This is a genomic window from Rhizobium sp. ARZ01 (assembly GCF_014851675.1).
GTDB lineage: Bacteria > Pseudomonadota > Alphaproteobacteria > Rhizobiales > Rhizobiaceae > Mycoplana.
This window is the reverse complement of the sequence record NZ_JACVAE010000002.1, coordinates 591,920-611,557: the sequence shown is the minus strand read 5'-3', so window position 1 is coordinate 611,557 and position 19,638 is coordinate 591,920. Positions and strand designations below refer to the sequence as shown.

Sequence of the window (19,638 nt, the reverse complement as noted above, 5' to 3'; positions counted from 1 at the left end):
CCTGCCGTCGCCCTCTCCTGCGAAGCGAGCCCTGCGGATTTGCCCTTCGGCGTCCTGTTTGACGGAATCGAAGTTAATCATTGTCGGGCAATCAGGACAATGATGCGTCATCAATGTGCGGCGCAAGTTGATCAAATCGTGATCGATGCAGGGAGGCGGTATGTTCTCTTCGTTGCGTTTGCGGGTCCCTGCCGACCCGCAAACGCAGATACTGCTGCTAGCGCGCGCCGAGAGCCGCCAGAATCCGGATCCACGAGCGCATGCCCTTCTCGAAGGAGCGCAGCTCGTACTTTTCGTTCGGTGAGTGGATCCGGTCGTCGGAAAGCCCGAAGCCGACGAGGAGTGACTCCATGCCCAGCATCTTCTGGAAATCGCCGACGATCGGGATGGAGCCGCCCATGCCGATCATCACGGCAGGTTTCGGCCATTCTTCGGACAAAGCGTCCTTCGCCTTGTTCAGCAGCGGCGAATCATAGGGCAGCTGGATGGCGGGCGACCCGCCATGCGCGTGGAAGGTCACCGAGCAGTCGGCCGGGATCTTCGAGCGGACATAGGCGCGGAATGTATCGCGGATTTTTGCCGGATCCTGCTTGCCGACGAGGCGGAAGGAGACTTTCGCGGTGGCTTCCGCCGCGATCACGGTTTTGAAGCCCTCGCCGGTGTAGCCACCGATCAGACCATTTACCTCGGCCGTCGGCCGCGCCCAGGTCAGTTCCAGGATCGAGCGGTTCTTTTCGCCGGAGGGGTTCGAAAGGCCGATCTCGCCCAGGAACTTTTCGGGCGTCTGGCCGAGCTTCTCCCAGGTTGCCTTGATGTTTTCAGGCGTTTCCTCGACGCCGTCGTAAAATCCGTCGAGCGTCACGCGGCCGTCCGCGTCGTGCAAACCTGCAAGGATATCGGAAAGAATGTGAAGCGGATTTGCGGCGGCACCGCCGAAATAGCCGGAATGCAGGTCGCGGTCGGCAGCCTTGACGACCATTTCCTCACCGACAAGGCCGCGCAGGCCGGCCGAGATCGCCGGCGTATCGGTGTCCCACATGTTGGTGTCGCAGACGAGCGCATAGTCGGCCTTCAGTTCGGCCGCGTTGGCCTCGAGGAAGGGCTTGAGCGAAGGTGAACCGGATTCTTCCTCGCCCTCGAAGAGAATCGTGACCTTGCAGGGCAGCGAGCCGACCGTTTCCTTGTAGGCGCGGCAGGCCTCGACGAAGGTCATCAATTGGCCCTTGTCGTCGGAGGTGCCGCGACCGGTAATGATCCGGCGTCCGCCGGCGATGTCGCGCACTGCGGGCTCGAACGGATCGTTTTCCCAAAGGTTGAGCGGGTCGACCGGCTGAACGTCGTAGTGACCATAAAACAGCACGTGCGGTGCGTCGGGCGATACTCCGTCATGATGGGCGACCACCATCGGATGGCCGGGCGTCTCGCGCACGGCCGCATCGAAGCCGAGGGAACGAAGCTCCGCCACCAGCCATTCGGCCCCGCGCAGGACCTCGGCCTTATAGGCCGGATCGGTCGATATCGATTTGATGCGGACGAGCTCGAACAGGCGCTCGAGGCTTGCGGGAACGTTTGCGGCGGCGTGGTCGAGTACGGGTAGAAGATTGGTCATGGTCGAATCCTTCCTTGCGGCCGGACCTTAACGCATGCTCCTGCGGATCGAAATCGGTTTTCGGAGAATTGTCGCTCCGGGACGACCCGCGGTCAGGTGCACCTGTCGGCACTGGATCCTACGGAGAGAGTGACAGTCGCCCGAGCAAGAAAAAGCCGTTGCGGACGGGAGGCTCGTCCGCAACGGCTCTTGCGAATTGTGGACAAAGGCCCGGAGAGGGGGATAAGGCCTTTGTCCTATAGTCTGGCGCGGCGGGGGACAGGCCGGGATGCCAGACCACGGCTTGATCAGGTGCCGATGACCATCATTTGGTCCCGGGAATATGGCTTTTCAAGGGATTTGAGCCGCCGGGAAAATTACAAATTGGTAACGTTTGTGTGAGGCGGTCAAAGCGGTTTGAGCGGTCGCACAAGCGATAATGGACGATGGACGCGCGAGACGGCGCGCGCTATCCATGACGCCATGAAAAATGGTGATCATCTCTTCCTCGTCGATGGTTCGGGCTTCATCTTCCGGGCCTTCCATGCGATCCCGCCGCTGAACCGCAAGTCGGACGGCCTGCCGGTCAATGCCGTTTCCGGTTTCTGCAACATGCTGTGGAAGCTCTTGAAAGACGCGCGCAACACCGATGTTGGCGTTACGCCGACCCATTTCGCCGTCATCTTCGACTATTCATCGAAAACCTTTCGCAACGCGCTGTACGACCAGTACAAGGCCAATCGAACGGCGCCCCCGGAAGACCTGATCCCGCAGTTCGGGCTGATCCGCCATGCGACGCGCGCCTTCAACCTGCCCTGCATCGAGAAGGAAGGCTTCGAGGCCGACGACCTGATCGCCACGTACGCACGCCTTGCCGAGGCTGCCGGCGCCGACGTCACCATCGTCTCTTCCGACAAAGACCTCATGCAGATCGTGACGCCGAAGGTGTCGATGTACGACAGCATGAAGGACAAGCAGATCTCTGTTCCCGAGGTCGTCGAAAAATGGGGCGTGACCCCGGACAAGATGATCGACCTGCAGGCGATGACGGGTGATTCGACCGACAACATCCCGGGCATTCCGGGCATCGGTCCGAAGACGGCGGCCCAGCTCCTGGAAGAATACGGCGATCTGGACACGCTGCTGGCACGGGCCGAGGAGATCAAGCAGCAGAAGCGCCGCGAAAACATCATCGCCAACCGTGCCCAGGCGCTGCTGTCACGTGAGCTTGTTACCCTCAAGATAGACACGCCGCTCGATGTGCCGCTCGAGGATCTCGTGCTTGAGCCGCAGAACGGACCCAAGCTGATCGCTTTCCTGAAGGCGATGGAGTTCAGCTCTCTGACCCGGCGCGTCGCCGAGGTCTGCGGCTGCGACGCCTCCGCAATCGAGGCGGCGAACGTGCCGGTCGAGTGGGGGGCGGAAGCGCACGGGCCGGACCTCGATGCGAAGGCCGATGCGGCGACCGCTGCAGATGGCACAGAAAGCGCTGCGGATGCCGCCGAAACGCTGCTGCCGGATGCATCCCCGGATGGCCCTACGCCCGAAGCGTTTGCGAAGGCGCGCGCCGCGAGTTTCTTCGGCAAGCCGATCGATCATTCGGCCTATGTGACGATCCGCGACCTCGAAACCCTCGATCGCTGGATCGCCGATGCGCGGGAGGCCGGGCTTGTCGGCTTCGACACGGAAACGACCTCTCTCGACGCGATGCAGGCCGAGCTTTGCGGCTTCTCGCTGGCGATCGCCGACAATGCGAAGAACCCGTCCGGACTTTCCATTCGCGCGGCCTACGTGCCGATCCTGCACAAGAGCGGCGTCGGTGATCTGCTCGGCGGCGGGCTTGTGGATGGGCAGATACCGATGCGCCAGGCGCTGGAGCGGCTGAAGGACCTGCTTGAAGATCCGTCCATTCTCAAGGTCGCACAGAACCTGAAGTACGACTACCTTGTGATGAAGCGCCATGGCGTGACCATGCAGAGCTTCGACGACACGATGCTGATATCGTACGCGCTCGACGCGGGCGCCGGTACACATGGCATGGATTCGCTGTCGGAGCGCTGGCTCGGGCACAAGCCGATTGCCTACAAGGACGTTGCCGGCAGCGGTAAGGGTGCGCAGAGCTTCGACCTGGTCGACATTGACCGGGCGGCGACTTACGCGGCGGAGGACGCTGACGTGACGCTGCGCCTCTGGCACGTGCTCAAGCCGCGGCTTGCGGCGCAGGGAATGACGACGGTCTACGAACGCCTGGAGCGACCGCTCGTGCCGGTGCTCGCGCGTATGGAGGAGCGCGGGATCAGCATCGATCGGCAGATCCTGTCGCGCCTGTCGGGCGAGCTTGCACAGGGCGCCGCCGCCCTTGAGGACGAGATCTACGAACTTGCCGGGGAGCGCTTCACCATCGGCTCGCCGAAGCAGCTCGGCGACATTCTGTTCGGCAAGATGGGCCTTCCCGGCGGCGCAAAGACGAAGACCGGTCAATGGTCCACCTCGGCGCAGGTGCTAGAGGATCTCGCTGCGCAAGGCATTCCGCTGCCGCGCAAGATCGTCGACTGGCGCCAACTGACGAAGCTGAAATCTACCTATACGGACGCCCTGCCGGGCTTCGTGCATCCTGACACCAAGCGGGTCCATACGTCCTACGCGCTCGCCGCCACGACGACAGGGCGTCTTTCGTCTTCCGAGCCGAATTTGCAGAACATTCCGGTCCGCACCGCCGAGGGACGCAAGATCCGTACGGCCTTCATCGCCTCGCCCGGCCACAAGCTGGTCTCGGCCGACTACAGCCAGATCGAGCTTCGCGTGCTCGCCCACGTCGCCGATATCCCGCAACTGAAGCAGGCGTTTGCTGACGGGGTCGATATTCACGCGATGACGGCATACGAGATGTTCGGCGTGCCGGTCGAGGGCATGCCGGCGGAAGTGCGTCGCCGGGCCAAGGCGATCAACTTCGGCATCATCTACGGCATCTCCGCCTTCGGCCTCGCCAACCAGCTCTCAATCGAACGCTCGGAGGCCGGCGACTACATCAAGCGCTATTTCGAGCGCTTCCCGGGTATCAAGGACTACATGGACTCGACCAAGGCCTTCGCCCGCGAGAACGGCTACGTCGAAACGATCTTCGGCCGCCGCGCACACTATCCGGAGATCAAGTCGTCCAATCCCTCCGTCCGCTCCTTCAATGAACGCGCCGCGATCAATGCGCCGATCCAGGGATCGGCAGCCGACATCATCCGCCGCGCCATGGTCAAGATGGAGCCGGCACTTGCCGCAAAGGGGCTTTCCGCGCGCATGCTGTTGCAGGTTCACGATGAACTGATCTTCGAGGTCGAGGACGGTGAGGTCGAAAGGACGATTCCCATCATCGTCGAGGTGATGGAAAACGCCTCGATGCCTGCAGTGGCGATGAAGGTTCCGCTGAAAGTCGATGCGCGGGCCGCGCACAACTGGGATGAGGCGCACTAACGGGCCGTCTAGTGTAGTGCCAGGAACAGGCCACCGGTTGCGGACTTGCCATTGCGCCTGCTTCGGCATAGCTCTCTGCCGGAACGATCCGGATGCCAGATGCCTCATAAGGTCACCATTTGTCGCCTGAAGCTGCACGATTTTCGCAACTATGCGTCGATCGCACTCGAACTTGACGGCCGCCATGTCGTGCTGACCGGGGCAAACGGCGCCGGCAAGACGAACCTGATGGAAGCCGTCTCGTTCCTGTCTCCGGGGCGCGGGTTGCGGCGTGCGGCTTATGCCGACGTGCCACGCGAGGGGGCGGTCGGGGGCTTCAGCGTCTTTGCCGCCGTCGAGGGCATGCAGGGCGAGATCGAAATCGGCACCGGTACGGAGACGGGCGAGGAGGGGCAATCGCGCCGACTTCGCTTGAACGGCACGCCGGCCCGCTCGGTCGATGAACTGCTGGATCACCTGCGTGTCGTATGGCTGACCCCCGCGATGGATGGGCTGTTTACCGGCTCGTCCTCCGAGCGGCGCCGCTTTCTTGATCGACTGGTTCTCTCGCTTGATCCGGAACATGGGCGCCGGGCGGCGGATTTCGAAAAAGCCATGCGGGGACGGAACAGGCTGCTGGCCGATCCGCGCCCCGATCCGCAATGGCTGAGTGCGCTCGAACGGCAGATGGCCGAACTCGGCGTGGCGATGGCGCTGGCGCGACGCGAGTTGGTGGGGCTTCTCGCTGGGCTCGTCGAGGCATCCCGCGACGAGGGGCCGTTCCCCTCGGCCGTCATGTCGCTTGCCGGCTTTCTTGATGATGACCTCGACCGGCCAGCCTACGAGATCGAAGAGACCTATGCCGCCATGCTTCGTGACGGGCGCTACCGGGATGCTGCTGCCGGCCGCACGCTCGACGGGCCACATCGGGTCGATCTTCTGATCCGCCATCGCGAAAAGGGCATGGATGCGGCACGCTGCTCGACTGGTGAGCAGAAGGCCTTGCTGGTCGGCCTCGTGCTTGCCCACGCCGGCCTCGTCGCCGGCATGACCGACCACGCTCCGATCCTGCTTCTGGACGAAATCTCCGCCCATCTCGATGAAGGACGCAGGGCAGCACTTTTCGACCGGATCGATGCACTCGGCGGCCAAGCCTTCATGACCGGCACGGATCGTGCCATGTTCGAAGCGTTCGGAGATCGTGCGCTGTTTCTGACTGTTGCAAACGGAACGATTTCCGAGGATTGACGGAGGAGCCCGTGCAGACCGCAGAGCCGCTAAGTCCGGACGAGATCGAGCGATACCGTCGCCATATCGTGCTCGCCGAAATCGGCGGGGCCGGGCAGCAGAAACTGAAGAATGCGGCCGTGCTCGTTATCGGCGCAGGCGGCCTCGGCGCGCCCGTTCTCCAATATCTTGCCGCCGCAGGTGTCGGCCATATCGGCATCATCGACGACGATACAGTTTCCCTCTCCAACCTGCAGCGGCAGGTGATCCACGGCACCGAATCGATCGGCCGCAGCAAGGTCGAGAGCGCAAAAGCAGCAATCGAAGCGATCAATCCGCATGTGCGCGTGACGGTTTTCGATACACGGTTAACGCCGGAGACTGCGCCGCATCTTCTGCGCGGCTTCGATCTCCTGATGGACGGCTCGGACAATTTCGATACCCGTTATGCGGCTGCGGATGCTGCAGAGGCGGCCAAGATCCCGCTCGTCACGGGCGCCGTCGGTCGATTCGATGGTTCGTTGACCGTGCTGAAGCCGTGGGAACAGGCGGCGGACGGCCGGCAGAATCCGGGCTATCGCGATCTCTTCCCGGAGCGGCCGCCACCGGGTGTCGTACCATCCTGTGCCGAGGCTGGGATCGTCGGTGCGCTCACCGGTGTCATAGGCACGTTAATGGCTATGGAGGCGATCAAGGTGATCACCGGCGCCGGAGAGCCGCTGGTCGGGCGTTTGATGCTTTACGATGGGCTTGCCGCCCGTTTCGACGTGATGCGTTACCGGCGCCGCGGGGCTTCATAGATGGAGGTGCAACGGCTGGACGCGTCATTCGACCGATATGACGAGCTGCTGTCCGTCATCCGATACGCCTTCGCCTATATGGACGGCCGGATCGAACCGCCGTCCTCCGCATACCGTTTGACCGCCGCCAGCCTGCAGGAAAAGGTGCTGGCCGAGATCGTTTTCCTCGCCCTCGACCGTGGCGCGATCGTTGGCTGCATCTTTTGTCGGCCGGAGGAAAATTGCCTCTATATCGGCAAGCTGGCCGTCCTGCCGGCAAGTCAGGGGTCGGGTGCCGGCCGAGCGCTTCTCGTGGCGGCTGAGCAGGAGGCGCGCACGCTCGAACTTCCAGCCTTGCGCCTTGAGACGCGAACCGAGCTTGTCGAAAACCACGCCCGCTTTCGTGCCTGGGGTTTTGAGAAGACGGCCGAGAACCGCCATCCGGGTTACGACAGCACCACTTCGATCGAGATGACCAAACGGCTCTGATTTTTTCGAATCGCGGCGGGCATTGCCGGTGGTCTGCGATCCCGCCAGTCGGTCAGTTCCGTCCCGGCAGCACCCGGTCGGGTGGGCGGTGACCGTCGAAGAACGTACGGATGTTGATCACCACCTTCTCGCCCATGTCAATGCGGCCCTCAAGGGTCGCCGAACCCATGTGCGGCAGGAGCACCACCTTGCCCTCGGTTGCGAGCTTCACCAGCTTCGAATTGACGGCCGGTTCGTGCTCGAACACGTCCAACCCTGCGCCTGCGATCTTGCCCTCACGCAGGGATTTGATCAGCGCCGCCTCGTCGATGATGCCGCCGCGTGCGGTGTTGACGATGTAGCTCGACGGCTGCATCAGTGCCAGCCGACGTGCCGACAGCAGATGGTAGGTCGCCGGCGTCGATGGGCAGTTGACCGATACGATGTCCACCCGCGCCAGCATCTGGTCCAGGCTGTCCCAATAGGTTGCCTCGAGCGCTTCCTCTGTTACGGGATGCACGCGGTGCCGGTTGTGGTAGTGGATCGATAGCCCAAAGGCTTTTGCGCGGCGCGCCACGGCCGTTCCGATACGGCCCATGCCGACAATACCGAGACGCTTGCCCCAAATGCGGTGCCCGAGCATCCATGTCGGCGACCAGCCGGCCCATTCGCCCTTGCGGTCCGTGAGTAGCTGGGCGCCTTCCGCGAGCCGGCGCGGGACTGACAGGATCAGCGCCATCGTCATGTCGGCCGTGTCCTCTGTCAGGACGTTCGGCGTATTGGTGACGGTGATGCCGCGCCGCGCGGCTGCGTCCACGTCGATGTGGTCCACACCGTTGGAAAAGCTTGCGATGAGCTTGAGTTGGGGACCCGCCTGCTCGATCAGTGCGGCGTCGATCCGGTCGGTCACCGTCGGTACCAGCACGTCGAAAGCCTTCACGGCGGCGACGAGCTCCGGTTGCGAGCGGGGCGTGTCTTCAATGTTGAGCTCGGCGTCGAACAGTTCGCGCATGCGCGTCTCGACTACGTCAGGCAGGCGGCGGGTGATGTAGACCTTCGGTTTTTTCTTGTTCGTCATGGCCTGTTCGAGCGTCCTGTTGACGGGTCCTTAACCAAGATGGGTAAGACTTGCTTCATCAAGGGCATTTTCTACCAGACCCCGTCGCGAACACAATCCGCTCTGAACGCCGGTCCCGTGATTTGCATGCCGGCAGGGTCCGGCTGCCGGATGCCCTTAAGGCTGGAAGTGGATCTCGTCATGCGTCGCTTACATTCTCGCGTTTGCACCGTCACATTTGCCGCCCTGATCGCATTGGCGTCGCAGGCGGCCACGGACGCTTTGGCGCAAGCCTCAAAGGGGCCGAGCGGATTGCCCCTGCCGCGTTTCGTCAGCTTGAAGGCCAAGAGCGTCAACCTGCGCGTTGGTCCGAGCGTCGACTACGCCGTGGCTTGGCGCTACATGAGATCCGGTGTGCCGGTCGAGATCATCCAGGAGTACGACAACTGGCGGCGCATTCGCGATGCCGATGGTACCGAGGGTTGGGTCAACCAGGCGCTTCTATCCGGGGACCGCACTGCAGTGACCGCGCCATGGATGCGCGGCAAGGGTGCCGACATCTATGTGAACATGCGCCGTGACCCGCAATCCTCCGGCGCAATTGTCGCCAAGCTCGAGCCGGGCGTTGTGATCAAGGTAGGCGAGTGCAATGGCGACTGGTGCCGCGCCGACGTGGACGGCACCGAGGGTTGGGTGGCGCAAGGCGAAATCTGGGGCGCCTATCCCGGCGAGGCCTTCAAATAGGCAAGGCGCTCAGGCCAGCCCCGCCTCGATCGCGGCCTCGGCAAGCGAAGCCAGCGGCCGTGGGCCGATCTGCTCGATGACGATGCCGGCTGCCAGGCTGCCGAGCTTGCCGCAGTCTTCAAGCGAACGCCCCTGTGTATAGCCGTACAGGAAGCCGGCCGCATAGAGGTCGCCGGCGCCTGTCGTGTCCACCACGCGCTCGATTGGCGTCGCATGGACGCGGATCCGCTTCCCTTCAGCCAGGATGATCGAACCCTCTTCGCTCATCGTGACGACGGCGAGCCGGCAGTCGCTGGCGATTATCGAAAGCGCCTGCTCGAAATCCTCAGTCTCATAGAGCGCCAGCACTTCGGCCTTGTTGGCGAAGACGATGTCGACCGTGCCCGAGCGCATCAATTCGAGGAATTCGTCGCGATAGCGGTGGACGCAGAAGCTGTCCGAGAGTGTCATCGACATTTCGCGGCCGTTCGCATGCGCGATGCGGGCGCAGGCGCGGATCGCGTCCTTGGCCCGCGGCGGATCCCACAGGTAACCCTCGAAATAGGTGACCTTTGCCGAAGCCACGACGGCCGCTTCGACGTCCTCGGCACCGAGCTCGACACAGGCACCGAGATAGGTGTTCATCGAGCGTTCGCCATCCTCGGTGACAAAGATCATCGAACGCGCCGTTGGCGGCAAACGGTCAAGCGGTTTTGTTCCGAAGTGGACGCCCTGGGCGCGAATGTCGTGCGTGAAGATTTCGCCAAGCTGATCCTTGGCGACCTTGCCGAAATAGGCGGCACGACCACCAAAGCTCGCGATCCCCGCCGCCGTGTTCCCTGCACTGCCTCCAGAGGCCTCCACCGCTGGCCCCATGCGGGCATAGAGCAACTCCGCGCGCTCGGCGTCGATGAGGTTCATTGCCCCTTTGATGATGCCATTTTCAGTGAGGAAGCCGTCGTCGCAACGGGCAATGATGTCGACGATGGCATTGCCGACCGTCAGAACGTCGAATTGGGTCATTCGGAATTTTCCGTCTCGAAGGGTAAGAGCCGGTTACGGGTCATAGCGGATTCTTGGGGGAATGTAAGGGGCCACCCGATCAGGGCCGATCGGGTGGCCAAAAGCGATCAATCCTTGGCGCGCTCGACGTAGGAGCCGTCTTCGGTCGCGATCACGACGCGCGTGCCGGCCTGGATGTGAGGCGGGACGAGCGTGCGCAGGCCGTTGGAGAGCATGGCGGGCTTGTAGGAGGAGGAAGCCGTCTGACCCTTGACGACCGGCTCGGTCTCGGTGATCTCGAGGATCACGTTACGGGGCAGGTCGAGCGCGATTGCTACCCCCTCGTGTGTCGACAGAATGACCGCCATGCCTTCCTGCAGGTAGGCCTTGGCGTCGCCGACGTCCTCGGCCGACATCGTCAGCTGGTCGTAGCTTTCCGGGTTCATGAAGTGGAAGCCGTCGCCGTCTTCGTAGAGGAAGGTGTGTTCGCGGTCTTCCACGTGCGCGCGCTCGACCTGTTCGGTCGTGCGGTAGCGTTCCGAAACCTTCACGCCATCGGAGATGCGGCGCATGTCGACCTGCGTGACCGGCGTGCCCTTGCCGGGGTGGAAGTTCTGCGCCGTCAGAACCACATAGAGTTTGCCGTCGACGTCGAGCACGTTGCCCTTGCGGACGGAAGAAGCGATGATCTTTGCCATAAGTCTTCCTTGTATCTGGAGCGGCCGCGTCGTAGAGGACGGTTCAAGTTTCATCCCCGGACCGCAGAAAGCGGGATCGGGCCGCAACTAGCCTAAATTCCGGAAAAAGACCAGTGTGTCCGCCGGAATCTGATAGAAACCTTGCCATGAAGCCGAACAGCCCTGCACCGTCGCCCTGGTGGACGCCTGATGTCCATGCCGACCGCCGTCCGTTCCTGATTGCACGCAACCGCATCCAGTTGGCGCTGAGAAGCTATTTTGCCGAGCGCGATTTCGTCGAGGTCGATACGTCAACGCTTCAGGTCTCGCCGGGCAACGAGGCTCATCTGCATGCGTTCCGCACGGACGCCATCGGCCACTCAGGCGCCACGACGCCGCTCTACCTGCACACTTCGCCGGAATTCGCCTGCAAGAAGCTGCTATCGGCAGGCGAGAAACGCATTTCCTGCTTTGCCCATGTCTACCGCAATCGCGAACGCGGCCCTCTGCATCATCCCGAGTTCACCATGCTCGAGTGGTACCGGGCGGGGGAGGGGTACGAGACGCTGATGGACGATTGCGCCGAACTTCTTGCCGTTGCGGCACAAACAGCCGGTATGGAACGCCTCGTCTACCGCGGCAAGGACTGTGATCCCTTTGCCGAGCCTGAACGCCTCACAGTCGCGGACGCCTTTGCCCGACATGCCGGCATCGATCTGCTTGAGACGATCCGCCCCGATGGCTCGACCGATCGCAATGCGCTCGCACAAGCGATGGCTGCATGCGGGTTGCGCGTCGCGCCCGATGATACTTGGGCCGATCTCTTCAGCCGCGTGCTCGTCGAGCGCGTCGAACCGTTACTCGGTTTCGGCCGCGCGACGATCCTGTGCGAATATCCGGTGGCCGAGGCGGCACTCGCGCGCCCCTCGCCGCGCGACCCCCGGGTCGCCGAGCGCTTCGAGCTTTATGCCTGCGGTGTCGAACTCGCCAATGCCTTCGGTGAACTGACCGACGCGGCCGAACAGCGCCGGCGCTTCGGCCTGGAGATGGCTGAGAAACAGCGGGTCTATGGCGAAACCTACCCGCTTGATGAGGATTTTCTTGCGGCGCTTGAAATCATGCCCGAGGCGAGCGGCATCGCGCTGGGCTTCGATCGGTTGGTGATGCTGGCGACGGGTGCTGCACGCATCGATCAGGTTATCTGGGCGCCGGTGGCGGAGACAGCGCCATGAATGTTGCGCGAACGCTTCGGTCGGTTGCCGAGCTTGAGAAGGCCGGGTTGATGCCGCGCGGCTCCGCCGAGGCCGATGTTGCGCGCGTGGGCGAGCGCTATGCCGTTGCCGTGACGCCTGCCGTGGCAGCGCTGATCGACAATGAAAATCCGAGCGACCCGATCGCCCGGCAGTTCATTCCCGCCACCGCCGAACTGACGACGCTGCCGGAAGAGCGCGCCGATCCGATCGGCGACCTGGCCCACAGTCCTGTCGAGGGTATCGTTCATCGCTACCCGGACCGGGTGCTGCTGAAAGCCGTGCACGTCTGCCCCATCTACTGCCGCTTCTGCTTCCGCCGCGAGATGGTCGGCCCTTCCGGATTGGGAACATTGACGCCTGAGGAACTGGATGCCGCGATCGGCTACATCGCCGCGCATCCGGATATCTGGGAAGTGATCCTGACCGGCGGCGATCCGCTGGTGCTCTCAGCCCGCAGGCTGCGCGAGTTGATGCAGCGATTGGGCGCGATCGCCCACGTCAAGGTCGTTCGTTTTCATACGCGGGTGCCCGTGGTCGAGCCGGAGCGGATCGATGCCGACATGGTTGAAGCTCTGCAGGCATCGGGCAAGACAACCTATGTCGCCCTTCACGCCAACCATCCACGCGAACTGACCGCACAAGCGCGCCTGGCCTGTGCGCAACTTGTCAATGCGGGCATTGCGATGATCAGTCAGACCGTGTTGCTCAAGGGCGTGAACGATGACGCCGACGTGCTGGCGGAACTCATGCGCGCCTTCGTGGAAATCCGCATTCGTCCCTACTATCTGCACCATCCCGATCTGGCGCCCGGAACGAGCCATTTCCGGCTTGGTCTCGCCGAGGGACGGGCGCTGGTGGAGGGGCTGCGCGGCCGCATCTCCGGTCTTTGCCAACCGACCTATATCCTCGACATTCCCGGCGGCTACGGCAAGGTGCCCGTTCTTTCGAGTGCGGTGCAGGAGACCGACGATGGATGCTTCCGGATCCGGGACTTCCGCGGCGGGGAGCACCTTTATCCGCCATCGTCTGAGAGCGAACCGTTTGCGCCTGCGCAGTAGTCGGCGACGGCGCCCCGGCGACTAGAATTTCTCCCAGTCGCCGTCTTTCTTGCCTTCCTGTTTCGCGCCGAGCGCGCCGAGCAACTTCTGCTTCAGCAGGTTCGCAGGTGACGCCACCGCACGGGACGTCGCGCTGGCGGCCTTCACGTTCCATTGACCGGGCGACTTGCGCGGCAATTGGGTAACGGTCCCCGTCGATGACTGTGCCGATTTCGTCACCGATGCGCTTCTCGGCGCCAACGCGGAGCCTGACGGCGCGGAATCGGACGCCTGCACCATCTGAAGGTGTGGCGCGCGTGATGACTGGCCCTGCGCGGCGCCGACGTTGAACCGGCTGATCAGGGCATTCAGCGCCTGCACGTCATCTGCCAGGCCATGGCTGGCAGCCGTGGTCTCCTCGACCATTGCCGCATTCTGCTGCGTTCCCTGGTCCATTGTGCCAACGGCAGTGTTGATTTCCGACAGCCCGCTCGCCTGTTCGCGCGCTGCCACGACGATTGCCTGGACGTGGCCATTGATTTCCTGCACTTCGGCCACGATCGTCTCGAGTGCCTTGCCGGTTTCGTCGACCAGGGCGACACCATCCTGCACCTGACCGCCCGAAGCGGTGATCAGCGCCTTGATCTCGCGTGCGGCCTTGGCCGAACGCTGCGCAAGTTCGCGGACTTCCTGAGCCACCACGGCAAAGCCCTTGCCTGCCTCGCCGGCGCGCGCAGCCTCCACCCCTGCGTTCAGCGCGAGCAGGTTTGTCTGGAAGGCAATGTCGTCGATGACGCCGATGATGTTGCCGATCTCGCCGGAGGACTGCTCGATCTGCTGCATGGCCGAAATGGCCCGGCGAACGATTTGGCCGGACTTTTCCGCGCCGTCGCGTGTGCGGGCCACCAGCGTCCCGGCTTCCTCGGCGCGCCGGGTGGAATCCTTCACTGTCGTCGTGATCTGCTCCAATGCTGCAGCGGTCTCTTCGACCGAAGCCGCCTGATGCTCGGTGCGGCGGGCAAGTGCGTCGGCCGCGGAGCGGATCTGGCGGGCGCCGGCGTCAATCGCCCGCGCATTGTCGCCGACCTCGCAGAGCGCATCCTTCAGTCGCGCGACGGATATATTGAAATCCTGCCGCAGCCGATCGAGCTCGCCATCGAACGGCGTATCGATGTCGCAGGTCATGTCGCCTGAGGCCAGCCGGCCCAGCGCGTCGGCAAGCGAGGCGACGGCCGCCTGCACCTTGCCATTGTCGCGGTTGCGCTCCGCCTCGCGCGCCATGCGCTCGCCCTCGGCAATGGCCCGGTCGGAAGCCGACTGGCGTTCGAGGCGCATGCGTTCGCCGGCGTTATCACGGAAGACGGTGACGGCCGCCGCCATCTCGCCGATCTCGTCGCGGCGCTCGGAATAGGGCACTTCCTGGCCGATATTGCCGTCTGCAACCTGTCTCATCGCGCCGGAAATACCGTTTAGCGGGCGGACGACGCGGCGGTTGACGATGAAGATCGCTGCAATGGCGAGCCCGACTGACAACATCAGTGCGGCAATCGTCAGCCGGTAGGCGAACTCCTGTTCAGCGACGGCGGTCTCAATGCCGCTCGCCGTCACGCGCTCATTTCTGGCGATCAGGCTGGCGAGTGCGGACTCTATCCTCTCGGCATCCTGCTTCATGGGGCCTTGGAAGGTTTCCGCGGCCACGCCCTTGGCGGCCATGGCGGAGGCCTGCTTTAGCTTTTCCCCTTCTGCGAGATAAGTGACGAGGCTGTCTTTGACGGGGCTGATCACCTTTGCCATATCCGGATCGATGGAGATCGCGGCCGCGTAGGTGTCGACCTGCTTGGTCAATGCCTCGCCGCGTTCGGCGATCCTGGCCTCGATCGCCGGCATTTCATTTGGGTCCCTCGTCAGCATGTGCTCGGAATAGCTGCCTTGCAGCTCCGCGAAGTCGCGATTGATCTTCAGGATCGTGCGCAACTGCGGCATGTGCTCGCTGCCGATGCGCTCGAACTGGCCGGTGATTGTCGAGAGCGATCGGAACGCGACCGCGCCTTGCAAGGCGCCGAGCGCCACCATCAAGACGAAAAGAGCGGGGAGGAGCCTGCTGATCCTGATCGTACGCATGAAGATTCCCAGATTATGCTGTCGCCGTTGGCGAGCCTTTTGGCGGGGAGTCTAGTTTCGGTTGCTTAACGCCGACTTAATCGCGCCGGTGGCGAACGACCTTGCGAGCCGGTTGTCCACATCCTACATCGGGACCGCTCAACTTGGAGAAAGCGGATGATTCTCGATGCGGTGCGCCTGGCGCTCGTCAATCTCTTCGCACCGGAAACGCGTCGCGTCTTCTGGAAGGTGCTCGGGCTGACGATCTTTTTTCTGATCGTGCTGTGGTTCGCCCTTCGGGAAAGCTTCATCGCCTATGCACTCCCCTGGTTCGACGGCTACCTCACGGGCGTTCCGGACTGGGCGGGTTGGCTCACGCTTCTCCTTGGCGTCTTTGCGAGCATCGGTCTGGCGCTTTCCCTTGCGCTGCTGCTCGCCCCGGTCACGGCCGTCGTTGCCGGCTTTTTCCTCGATGATGTCGCCGAGGTGGTGGAGCGACGCGACTATCCTGGCGAGGCGCCTGGCCAGGCCCTTCCGCTCGGAGCGGCAATCGCAGGCTCCATCAAGTTTCTCGGCGTCGTGCTTGTCGGCAACCTGGTCGCGCTGTTGCTGCTGTTCATTCCGGGCGTCAACCTGATAGCCTTTTTCCTCGTCAACGGCTATCTCCTCGGGCGCGAGTTCTTCGAATTCGCGGCGATGCGCTTCAGGCCGCCGGAAGAGGCGCGGCTCTTTCGGGCCAAGCATGCCTCGACCGTCTTCCTGGCCGGCCTCTCCATCTCGGCCTTTCTTGCCGTGCCGATCGTCAACCTTCTGACGCCGCTGTTTGCCGCGGGCCTCATGGTTCATCTGCACAAGCTGCTTTCGCATAGCGATCCGTCGTTTCGCGGCTAGGCAGGGAGTGCGGAAGGTTCGTACTGGGCGGCGTATTCCGCATCTGGCGGGATCGGCTTTATCACGTCGATAAGGACGCCGTTCGGATCGGCGGTGATGAAGTGGCGTTGGCCGAAATCTTCGTCGCAGATTGCCTTCAGGATCGGCAAACCAGCGGCACGACAGGCTTCGTAGATCGCGTCCGGATCCTCGACTTCGAAGTTCAGCAGAAGCCCCGATATCCTGCCGCGCGCTGCGGCGGGTATCGTCTCGTGTTGGCCGTCGAGGATCGCGAGTGTCACGTGCTCGTCTTCGGTCGATTGCAGGTGGATGTACCAATCACTGGTAAAGAGCGGCTGGAAGCGGAAATGAGCGCAGTAGAATGCCGCCGTGCCGGAGACGTCGTCCGTCATGATGACGGGATAATAGCTGGTGGATTTCACGGCTTTCCCTCCATTGGGTTTAAACATACAATCTGTATGTTCGCAAATAACATACGTGCAGATTGTATGTAAAGGAGGAATCGTGAGCCGCAGCAACAGAGACAGGACCGAGGCGACGCGAGCCGCGCTCATCGACGCGGCAAGGATGCTGTTTGTCGAGAAGGGATATGCGGAGACGGCGACCCCCGACATCGTCGAGTGTGCCGGCGTTACCCGTGGTGCCCTTTACCATCACTTCGAGGGCAAGAAGGCACTCTTTCGCGCCGTGATCGAGCGTGAGGCTGTGGCGGTCGCTGCCGAAATCGAAGCGGGCGCCACGCCTGCAGCGAATGCCCATCAGGCGCTACTGCTCGGTGCTAGGGGGTATTTCGACGCAATGGCGGTCGAGGGCAGGACCAGGCTACTGTTGCTGGAGGCGCCAGCCGTCCTTGGCCCGGACGCGATCGGTGCGCTCGAGCGGGAGAATGCAGAAATGTCCCTCAGGGCCGGTCTTGCCGCCCTCGCGGGCGAAGAGGAGCGAACCTCGCCGTTGCTCGATGAGCTGACGTCGCTTCTATCGGCCGCCTTCGACCGCGCGGCTCTTGCCATTGCCGCCGGCGCGGACCGCAAGGCCTTCGAGGATGCGATTGCGGTGCTTGTCGATGGCCTCGTGCTGGCGAAGGCGCACCACTAAAGTTTGGCGTTAATCCGTCGGATGTGAACGCAATACCGCTGCACACCTTCGCGCAACATGTTCTAGCCGGTTGCCGCGATTGCCTGTGGTGGTAGTTCGACCAGCGGCGCGGGAATATCGCAGGTCTTCTCCGGCGACCGACAGATGTCGGCGATCACGCAGCGCTCGCATTCGGGCTTGCGCGCCTTGCAGACATAGCGCCCGTGCAGGATCAGCCAGTGGTGGGCGCGGTAGAGGTACTCGTCCGGAATGATTCGCATGAGCCGGTCTTCGACGTCGTCCGGCGTCTTGCCGGGTGCCAGCAGGATGCGGTTGGCAATGCGCAGGATGTGCGTGTCCACCGCAATCGTCGATTGGCCGAAGGCCATCGACAGCACGACGTTTGCGGTCTTCCGACCAACGCCCGGAAGCGTCACCAGTTCCTCGCGGGTGCGGGGCACCTCACCGCCAAACTCGTCCACGAGCTTTTGGCTGAGCGCGATGACGTTCTTCGCCTTGTTGCGGAAGAGCCCGATCGTCTTGATGTAGTCCCGGACTTTGTCTTCGCCGAGCGCGAGCATCTTCTCCGGCGTATCGGCGACGGCGAACAGTGCGCGCGTCGCCTTGTTGACGCCGGCGTCGGTCGCCTGCGCCGAGAGCGCAACCGCGACGACGAGGGTGAACGGATTGACGTGCTCCAGTTCGCCCTTGGGCTCGGGACGCTGGATCGAGAACCGCCGGAAGATTTCGCGGATCTCTTCGGTAGTGTAGGCCGATCTCGGCTTGGCGCTGTGGCGCTTCGGCACCGCCCGGGCGCCGGTCGCAACGCCTGATTTCGGTTTCGCGTTCTTCATGTTCCCTCTATAGTCGTCGGTCATGAGCGATGGCAACGACGATGTCAGTGTGAACGACCGGCCTGTGTTCGTTGCTGAGCTCAGGCCGCACCGGTCGCTGGGCCGAAAAGGCCACCTGATCTTCTTCCTCATCGCCGGCGCATTGACCGTCGCCCATATGGCGGTTTTTCTTATCTCGGGCGCTTGGCCGATCGTGATGTTCTTCGGCGTCGACTTCGTCATCCTGTTTGCCGCCTTCTGGCTCAACAATCGTGCGGCCCGCACCTGCGAACTGATCGCGTTGTCGCGTACCTGCATCTCCATCCGCAAGCTCGCCCCCTCCGGGCGCGAGACCGCGCATGACTTCAATACGTTCTGGGCGCGCTTCCATGTGTCGCGGCACGAGGAGGTCGGCATCACGGACATGGCGGTGAGCGGGCAGGGGCGTCGGACCGACGTTGGCGGCTTCCTGCACCTCGATGACCGCGAGCGGTTCGCGACCGCCTTCGCCGGAGCACTCGCCCGGGTGAAGCGCGGTCACTGATCGACAAGTTTCGGGTGGCGGTACAGCGCGCGGCATGATTTCCTGATCCTACAGGAGAAGAACGATGAATATTTCCGCCACGCTCAAATCCGACATCACCCCTGATGGCACTGACTATGACACCGTCAGCCGCGTCATCGAGATGATCACAGACGACTATCGTGATCAGCCCTCGCTGGATGACATCGCTGCGCGCCTGAAGCAGTCGCCGACGCAACTGCAGAAGACCTTTACCCGCTGGGCGGGCCTCTCGCCCAAGGCCTTTCTTCAGGCTGTCACGCTCGATCATGCCAAACGCCTGCTGCGGCAGGAATCGATGCCGCTGCTCGAAACCAGCATCGAAGTCGGCTTGTCCGGCCCAAGCCGCCTGCATGACCTGTTTGTGACTCACGAGGCAATGTCGCCGGGCGAGTGGAAGGCGCGGGGCGAGGGATTGACGATCCGCTGGGGCTTTCATGCCTCGCCGTTCGGGCGGGCGCTTGTCATGGTGACCGAGCGCGGTCTGGCCGGCCTTGCCTTCAGCGACGACGAGAACGGAAAGGCCTGCTTCGAGGACATGGCCTGCCGCTGGCCGAATGCAGCATATGTGGAGGATCGGGAGGCGACCGCCGCCTATGCCGCGCGGATCTTCGATCCGTCCCGCTGGAGTCCTGACGAGCCGCTGCGCATCGTGCTGATCGGCTCCGACTTTCAGGTTCGCGTCTGGGAGGCTCTGCTGCGCATTCCGCTGGGCAGAGCGGTCACCTATTCCGATATCGCCGGGCAGCTCGGCCAGCCGAGGGCGTCACGCGCCGTGGGGGCGGCCGTAGGCCGAAATCCGATCTCGTTCGTGGTGCCCTGCCATCGAGCGCTGGGCAAGAGCGGCGCGCTCACCGGGTATCACTGGGGGCTCACCCGCAAGCGGGCGATGCTCGGCTGGGAAGCGGGCAAGGCTTGAACGA

18 protein-coding genes are annotated in these 19,638 nt (G+C 63.1%); 11 read left to right on the top strand and 7 right to left on the bottom strand.

Translation table 11 applies throughout. The features are described 5' to 3' along the window. Window positions 1-217: 217 nt before the first annotated feature. On the bottom strand, window positions 218-1,609 hold the full coding sequence (locus tag IB238_RS17085; protein ID WP_192249449.1) for a dipeptidase: 1,392 nt from the start codon (window positions 1,607-1,609) through the stop codon (window positions 218-220). A gap of 462 nt (window positions 1,610-2,071) precedes the next feature. Between IB238_RS17085 and polA the strand changes: the two genes are divergently transcribed. The 4 genes from polA (at window position 2,072) to IB238_RS17065 (ending at window position 7,527) form a co-directional block, all read left to right on the top strand. Continuing rightward, window positions 2,072-5,053 carry a DNA polymerase I gene (gene polA / locus IB238_RS17080; protein ID WP_192249445.1) on the top strand — a complete coding sequence of 994 codons (2,982 nt, stop codon included), beginning with the start codon at window positions 2,072-2,074 and terminating at the stop codon, window positions 5,051-5,053. Between the two features lie 99 nt (window positions 5,054-5,152). Next, complete coding sequence (gene recF / locus IB238_RS17075) at window positions 5,153-6,280, top strand: DNA replication/repair protein RecF (protein WP_192249443.1); 1,128 nt, start codon at window positions 5,153-5,155, stop codon at window positions 6,278-6,280. Window positions 6,281-6,291: 11 nt separating this feature from the next. Next, window positions 6,292-7,059, top strand: a complete 768-nt coding sequence (locus tag IB238_RS17070) for a molybdopterin-synthase adenylyltransferase MoeB (protein ID WP_348648257.1) — start codon at window positions 6,292-6,294, stop codon at window positions 7,057-7,059. After that, window positions 7,060-7,527 carry a GNAT family N-acetyltransferase gene (locus IB238_RS17065; protein WP_192249439.1) on the top strand — a complete coding sequence of 156 codons (468 nt, stop codon included), beginning with the start codon at window positions 7,060-7,062 and terminating at the stop codon, window positions 7,525-7,527. It abuts the gene before it with no gap. A gap of 52 nt (window positions 7,528-7,579) precedes the next feature. Here the strand turns inward: IB238_RS17065 and IB238_RS17060 are convergent, their stop codons facing one another. Next, a complete protein-coding gene (locus IB238_RS17060) occupies window positions 7,580-8,584 on the bottom strand; it encodes a D-glycerate dehydrogenase (RefSeq protein ID WP_192249437.1) in 1,005 nt (334 codons plus the stop codon). Window positions 8,585-8,764: 180 nt separating this feature from the next. Here IB238_RS17060 and IB238_RS17055 point away from each other — a divergent pair, with 180 nt between their 5' ends. Then, window positions 8,765-9,307: an SH3 domain-containing protein gene (locus tag IB238_RS17055; protein ID WP_192249435.1), complete on the top strand. Its 543-nt coding sequence runs from the start codon at window positions 8,765-8,767 to the stop codon at window positions 9,305-9,307. Between the two features lie 9 nt (window positions 9,308-9,316). On the opposite strand, the gene IB238_RS17050 is transcribed toward IB238_RS17055, so the two are convergent. Both IB238_RS17050 and efp read right to left on the bottom strand, forming a co-directional pair. Further along, on the bottom strand, window positions 9,317-10,309 hold the full coding sequence (locus IB238_RS17050; RefSeq protein WP_192249432.1) for an adenosine kinase: 993 nt from the start codon (window positions 10,307-10,309) through the stop codon (window positions 9,317-9,319). Between the two features lie 107 nt (window positions 10,310-10,416). Continuing rightward, the gene (gene efp, locus IB238_RS17045) at window positions 10,417-10,986 is read right to left on the bottom strand and encodes an elongation factor P (protein ID WP_192249429.1); all 570 of its coding nucleotides are present in this window, start codon (window positions 10,984-10,986) and stop codon (window positions 10,417-10,419) included. 146 nt (window positions 10,987-11,132) lie between these two features. Here efp and epmA point away from each other — a divergent pair, with 146 nt between their 5' ends. After that, a complete protein-coding gene (gene epmA, locus IB238_RS17040) occupies window positions 11,133-12,197 on the top strand; it encodes an EF-P lysine aminoacylase EpmA (protein WP_192249426.1) in 1,065 nt (354 codons plus the stop codon). Beyond that, entirely contained in the window at window positions 12,194-13,276 is a 1,083-nt protein-coding gene (locus tag IB238_RS17035; protein ID WP_192249423.1) for a lysine-2,3-aminomutase-like protein, read from the top strand. The genes epmA and IB238_RS17035 overlap by 4 nt, the downstream gene beginning before the upstream one ends. A 21-nt stretch (window positions 13,277-13,297) precedes the next feature. Here the strand turns inward: IB238_RS17035 and IB238_RS17030 are convergent, their stop codons facing one another. After that, window positions 13,298-15,376 carry a HAMP domain-containing methyl-accepting chemotaxis protein gene (locus IB238_RS17030; protein WP_192249420.1) on the bottom strand — a complete coding sequence of 693 codons (2,079 nt, stop codon included), beginning with the start codon at window positions 15,374-15,376 and terminating at the stop codon, window positions 13,298-13,300. A 156-nt stretch (window positions 15,377-15,532) separates the two neighbouring features. Here IB238_RS17030 and IB238_RS17025 point away from each other — a divergent pair, with 156 nt between their 5' ends. Then, the gene (locus IB238_RS17025; protein WP_192249417.1) at window positions 15,533-16,246 is read left to right on the top strand and encodes a sulfate transporter family protein; all 714 of its coding nucleotides are present in this window, start codon (window positions 15,533-15,535) and stop codon (window positions 16,244-16,246) included. On the opposite strand, the gene IB238_RS17020 is transcribed toward IB238_RS17025, so the two are convergent. Beyond that, entirely contained in the window at window positions 16,243-16,668 is a 426-nt protein-coding gene (locus tag IB238_RS17020; protein ID WP_192249414.1) for a VOC family protein, read from the bottom strand. The genes IB238_RS17025 and IB238_RS17020 overlap by 4 nt on opposite strands. A gap of 82 nt (window positions 16,669-16,750) precedes the next feature. Between IB238_RS17020 and IB238_RS17015 the strand changes: the two genes are divergently transcribed. Continuing rightward, a complete protein-coding gene (locus tag IB238_RS17015) occupies window positions 16,751-17,341 on the top strand; it encodes a TetR family transcriptional regulator (RefSeq protein WP_192249412.1) in 591 nt (196 codons plus the stop codon). 62 nt (window positions 17,342-17,403) lie between these two features. Here the strand turns inward: IB238_RS17015 and nth are convergent, their stop codons facing one another. Beyond that, on the bottom strand, window positions 17,404-18,174 hold the full coding sequence (gene nth, locus IB238_RS17010) for an endonuclease III (RefSeq protein ID WP_192249409.1): 771 nt from the start codon (window positions 18,172-18,174) through the stop codon (window positions 17,404-17,406). A gap of 22 nt (window positions 18,175-18,196) precedes the next feature. Here nth and IB238_RS17005 point away from each other — a divergent pair, with 22 nt between their 5' ends. Both IB238_RS17005 and IB238_RS17000 read left to right on the top strand, forming a co-directional pair. After that, the gene (locus IB238_RS17005) at window positions 18,197-18,697 is read left to right on the top strand and encodes a DUF2244 domain-containing protein (RefSeq protein ID WP_192249406.1); all 501 of its coding nucleotides are present in this window, start codon (window positions 18,197-18,199) and stop codon (window positions 18,695-18,697) included. A gap of 64 nt (window positions 18,698-18,761) precedes the next feature. After that, entirely contained in the window at window positions 18,762-19,634 is an 873-nt protein-coding gene (locus IB238_RS17000; RefSeq protein ID WP_192249404.1) for a bifunctional helix-turn-helix domain-containing protein/methylated-DNA--[protein]-cysteine S-methyltransferase, read from the top strand. The last annotated feature ends 4 nt before the right edge of the window (window positions 19,635-19,638 follow it).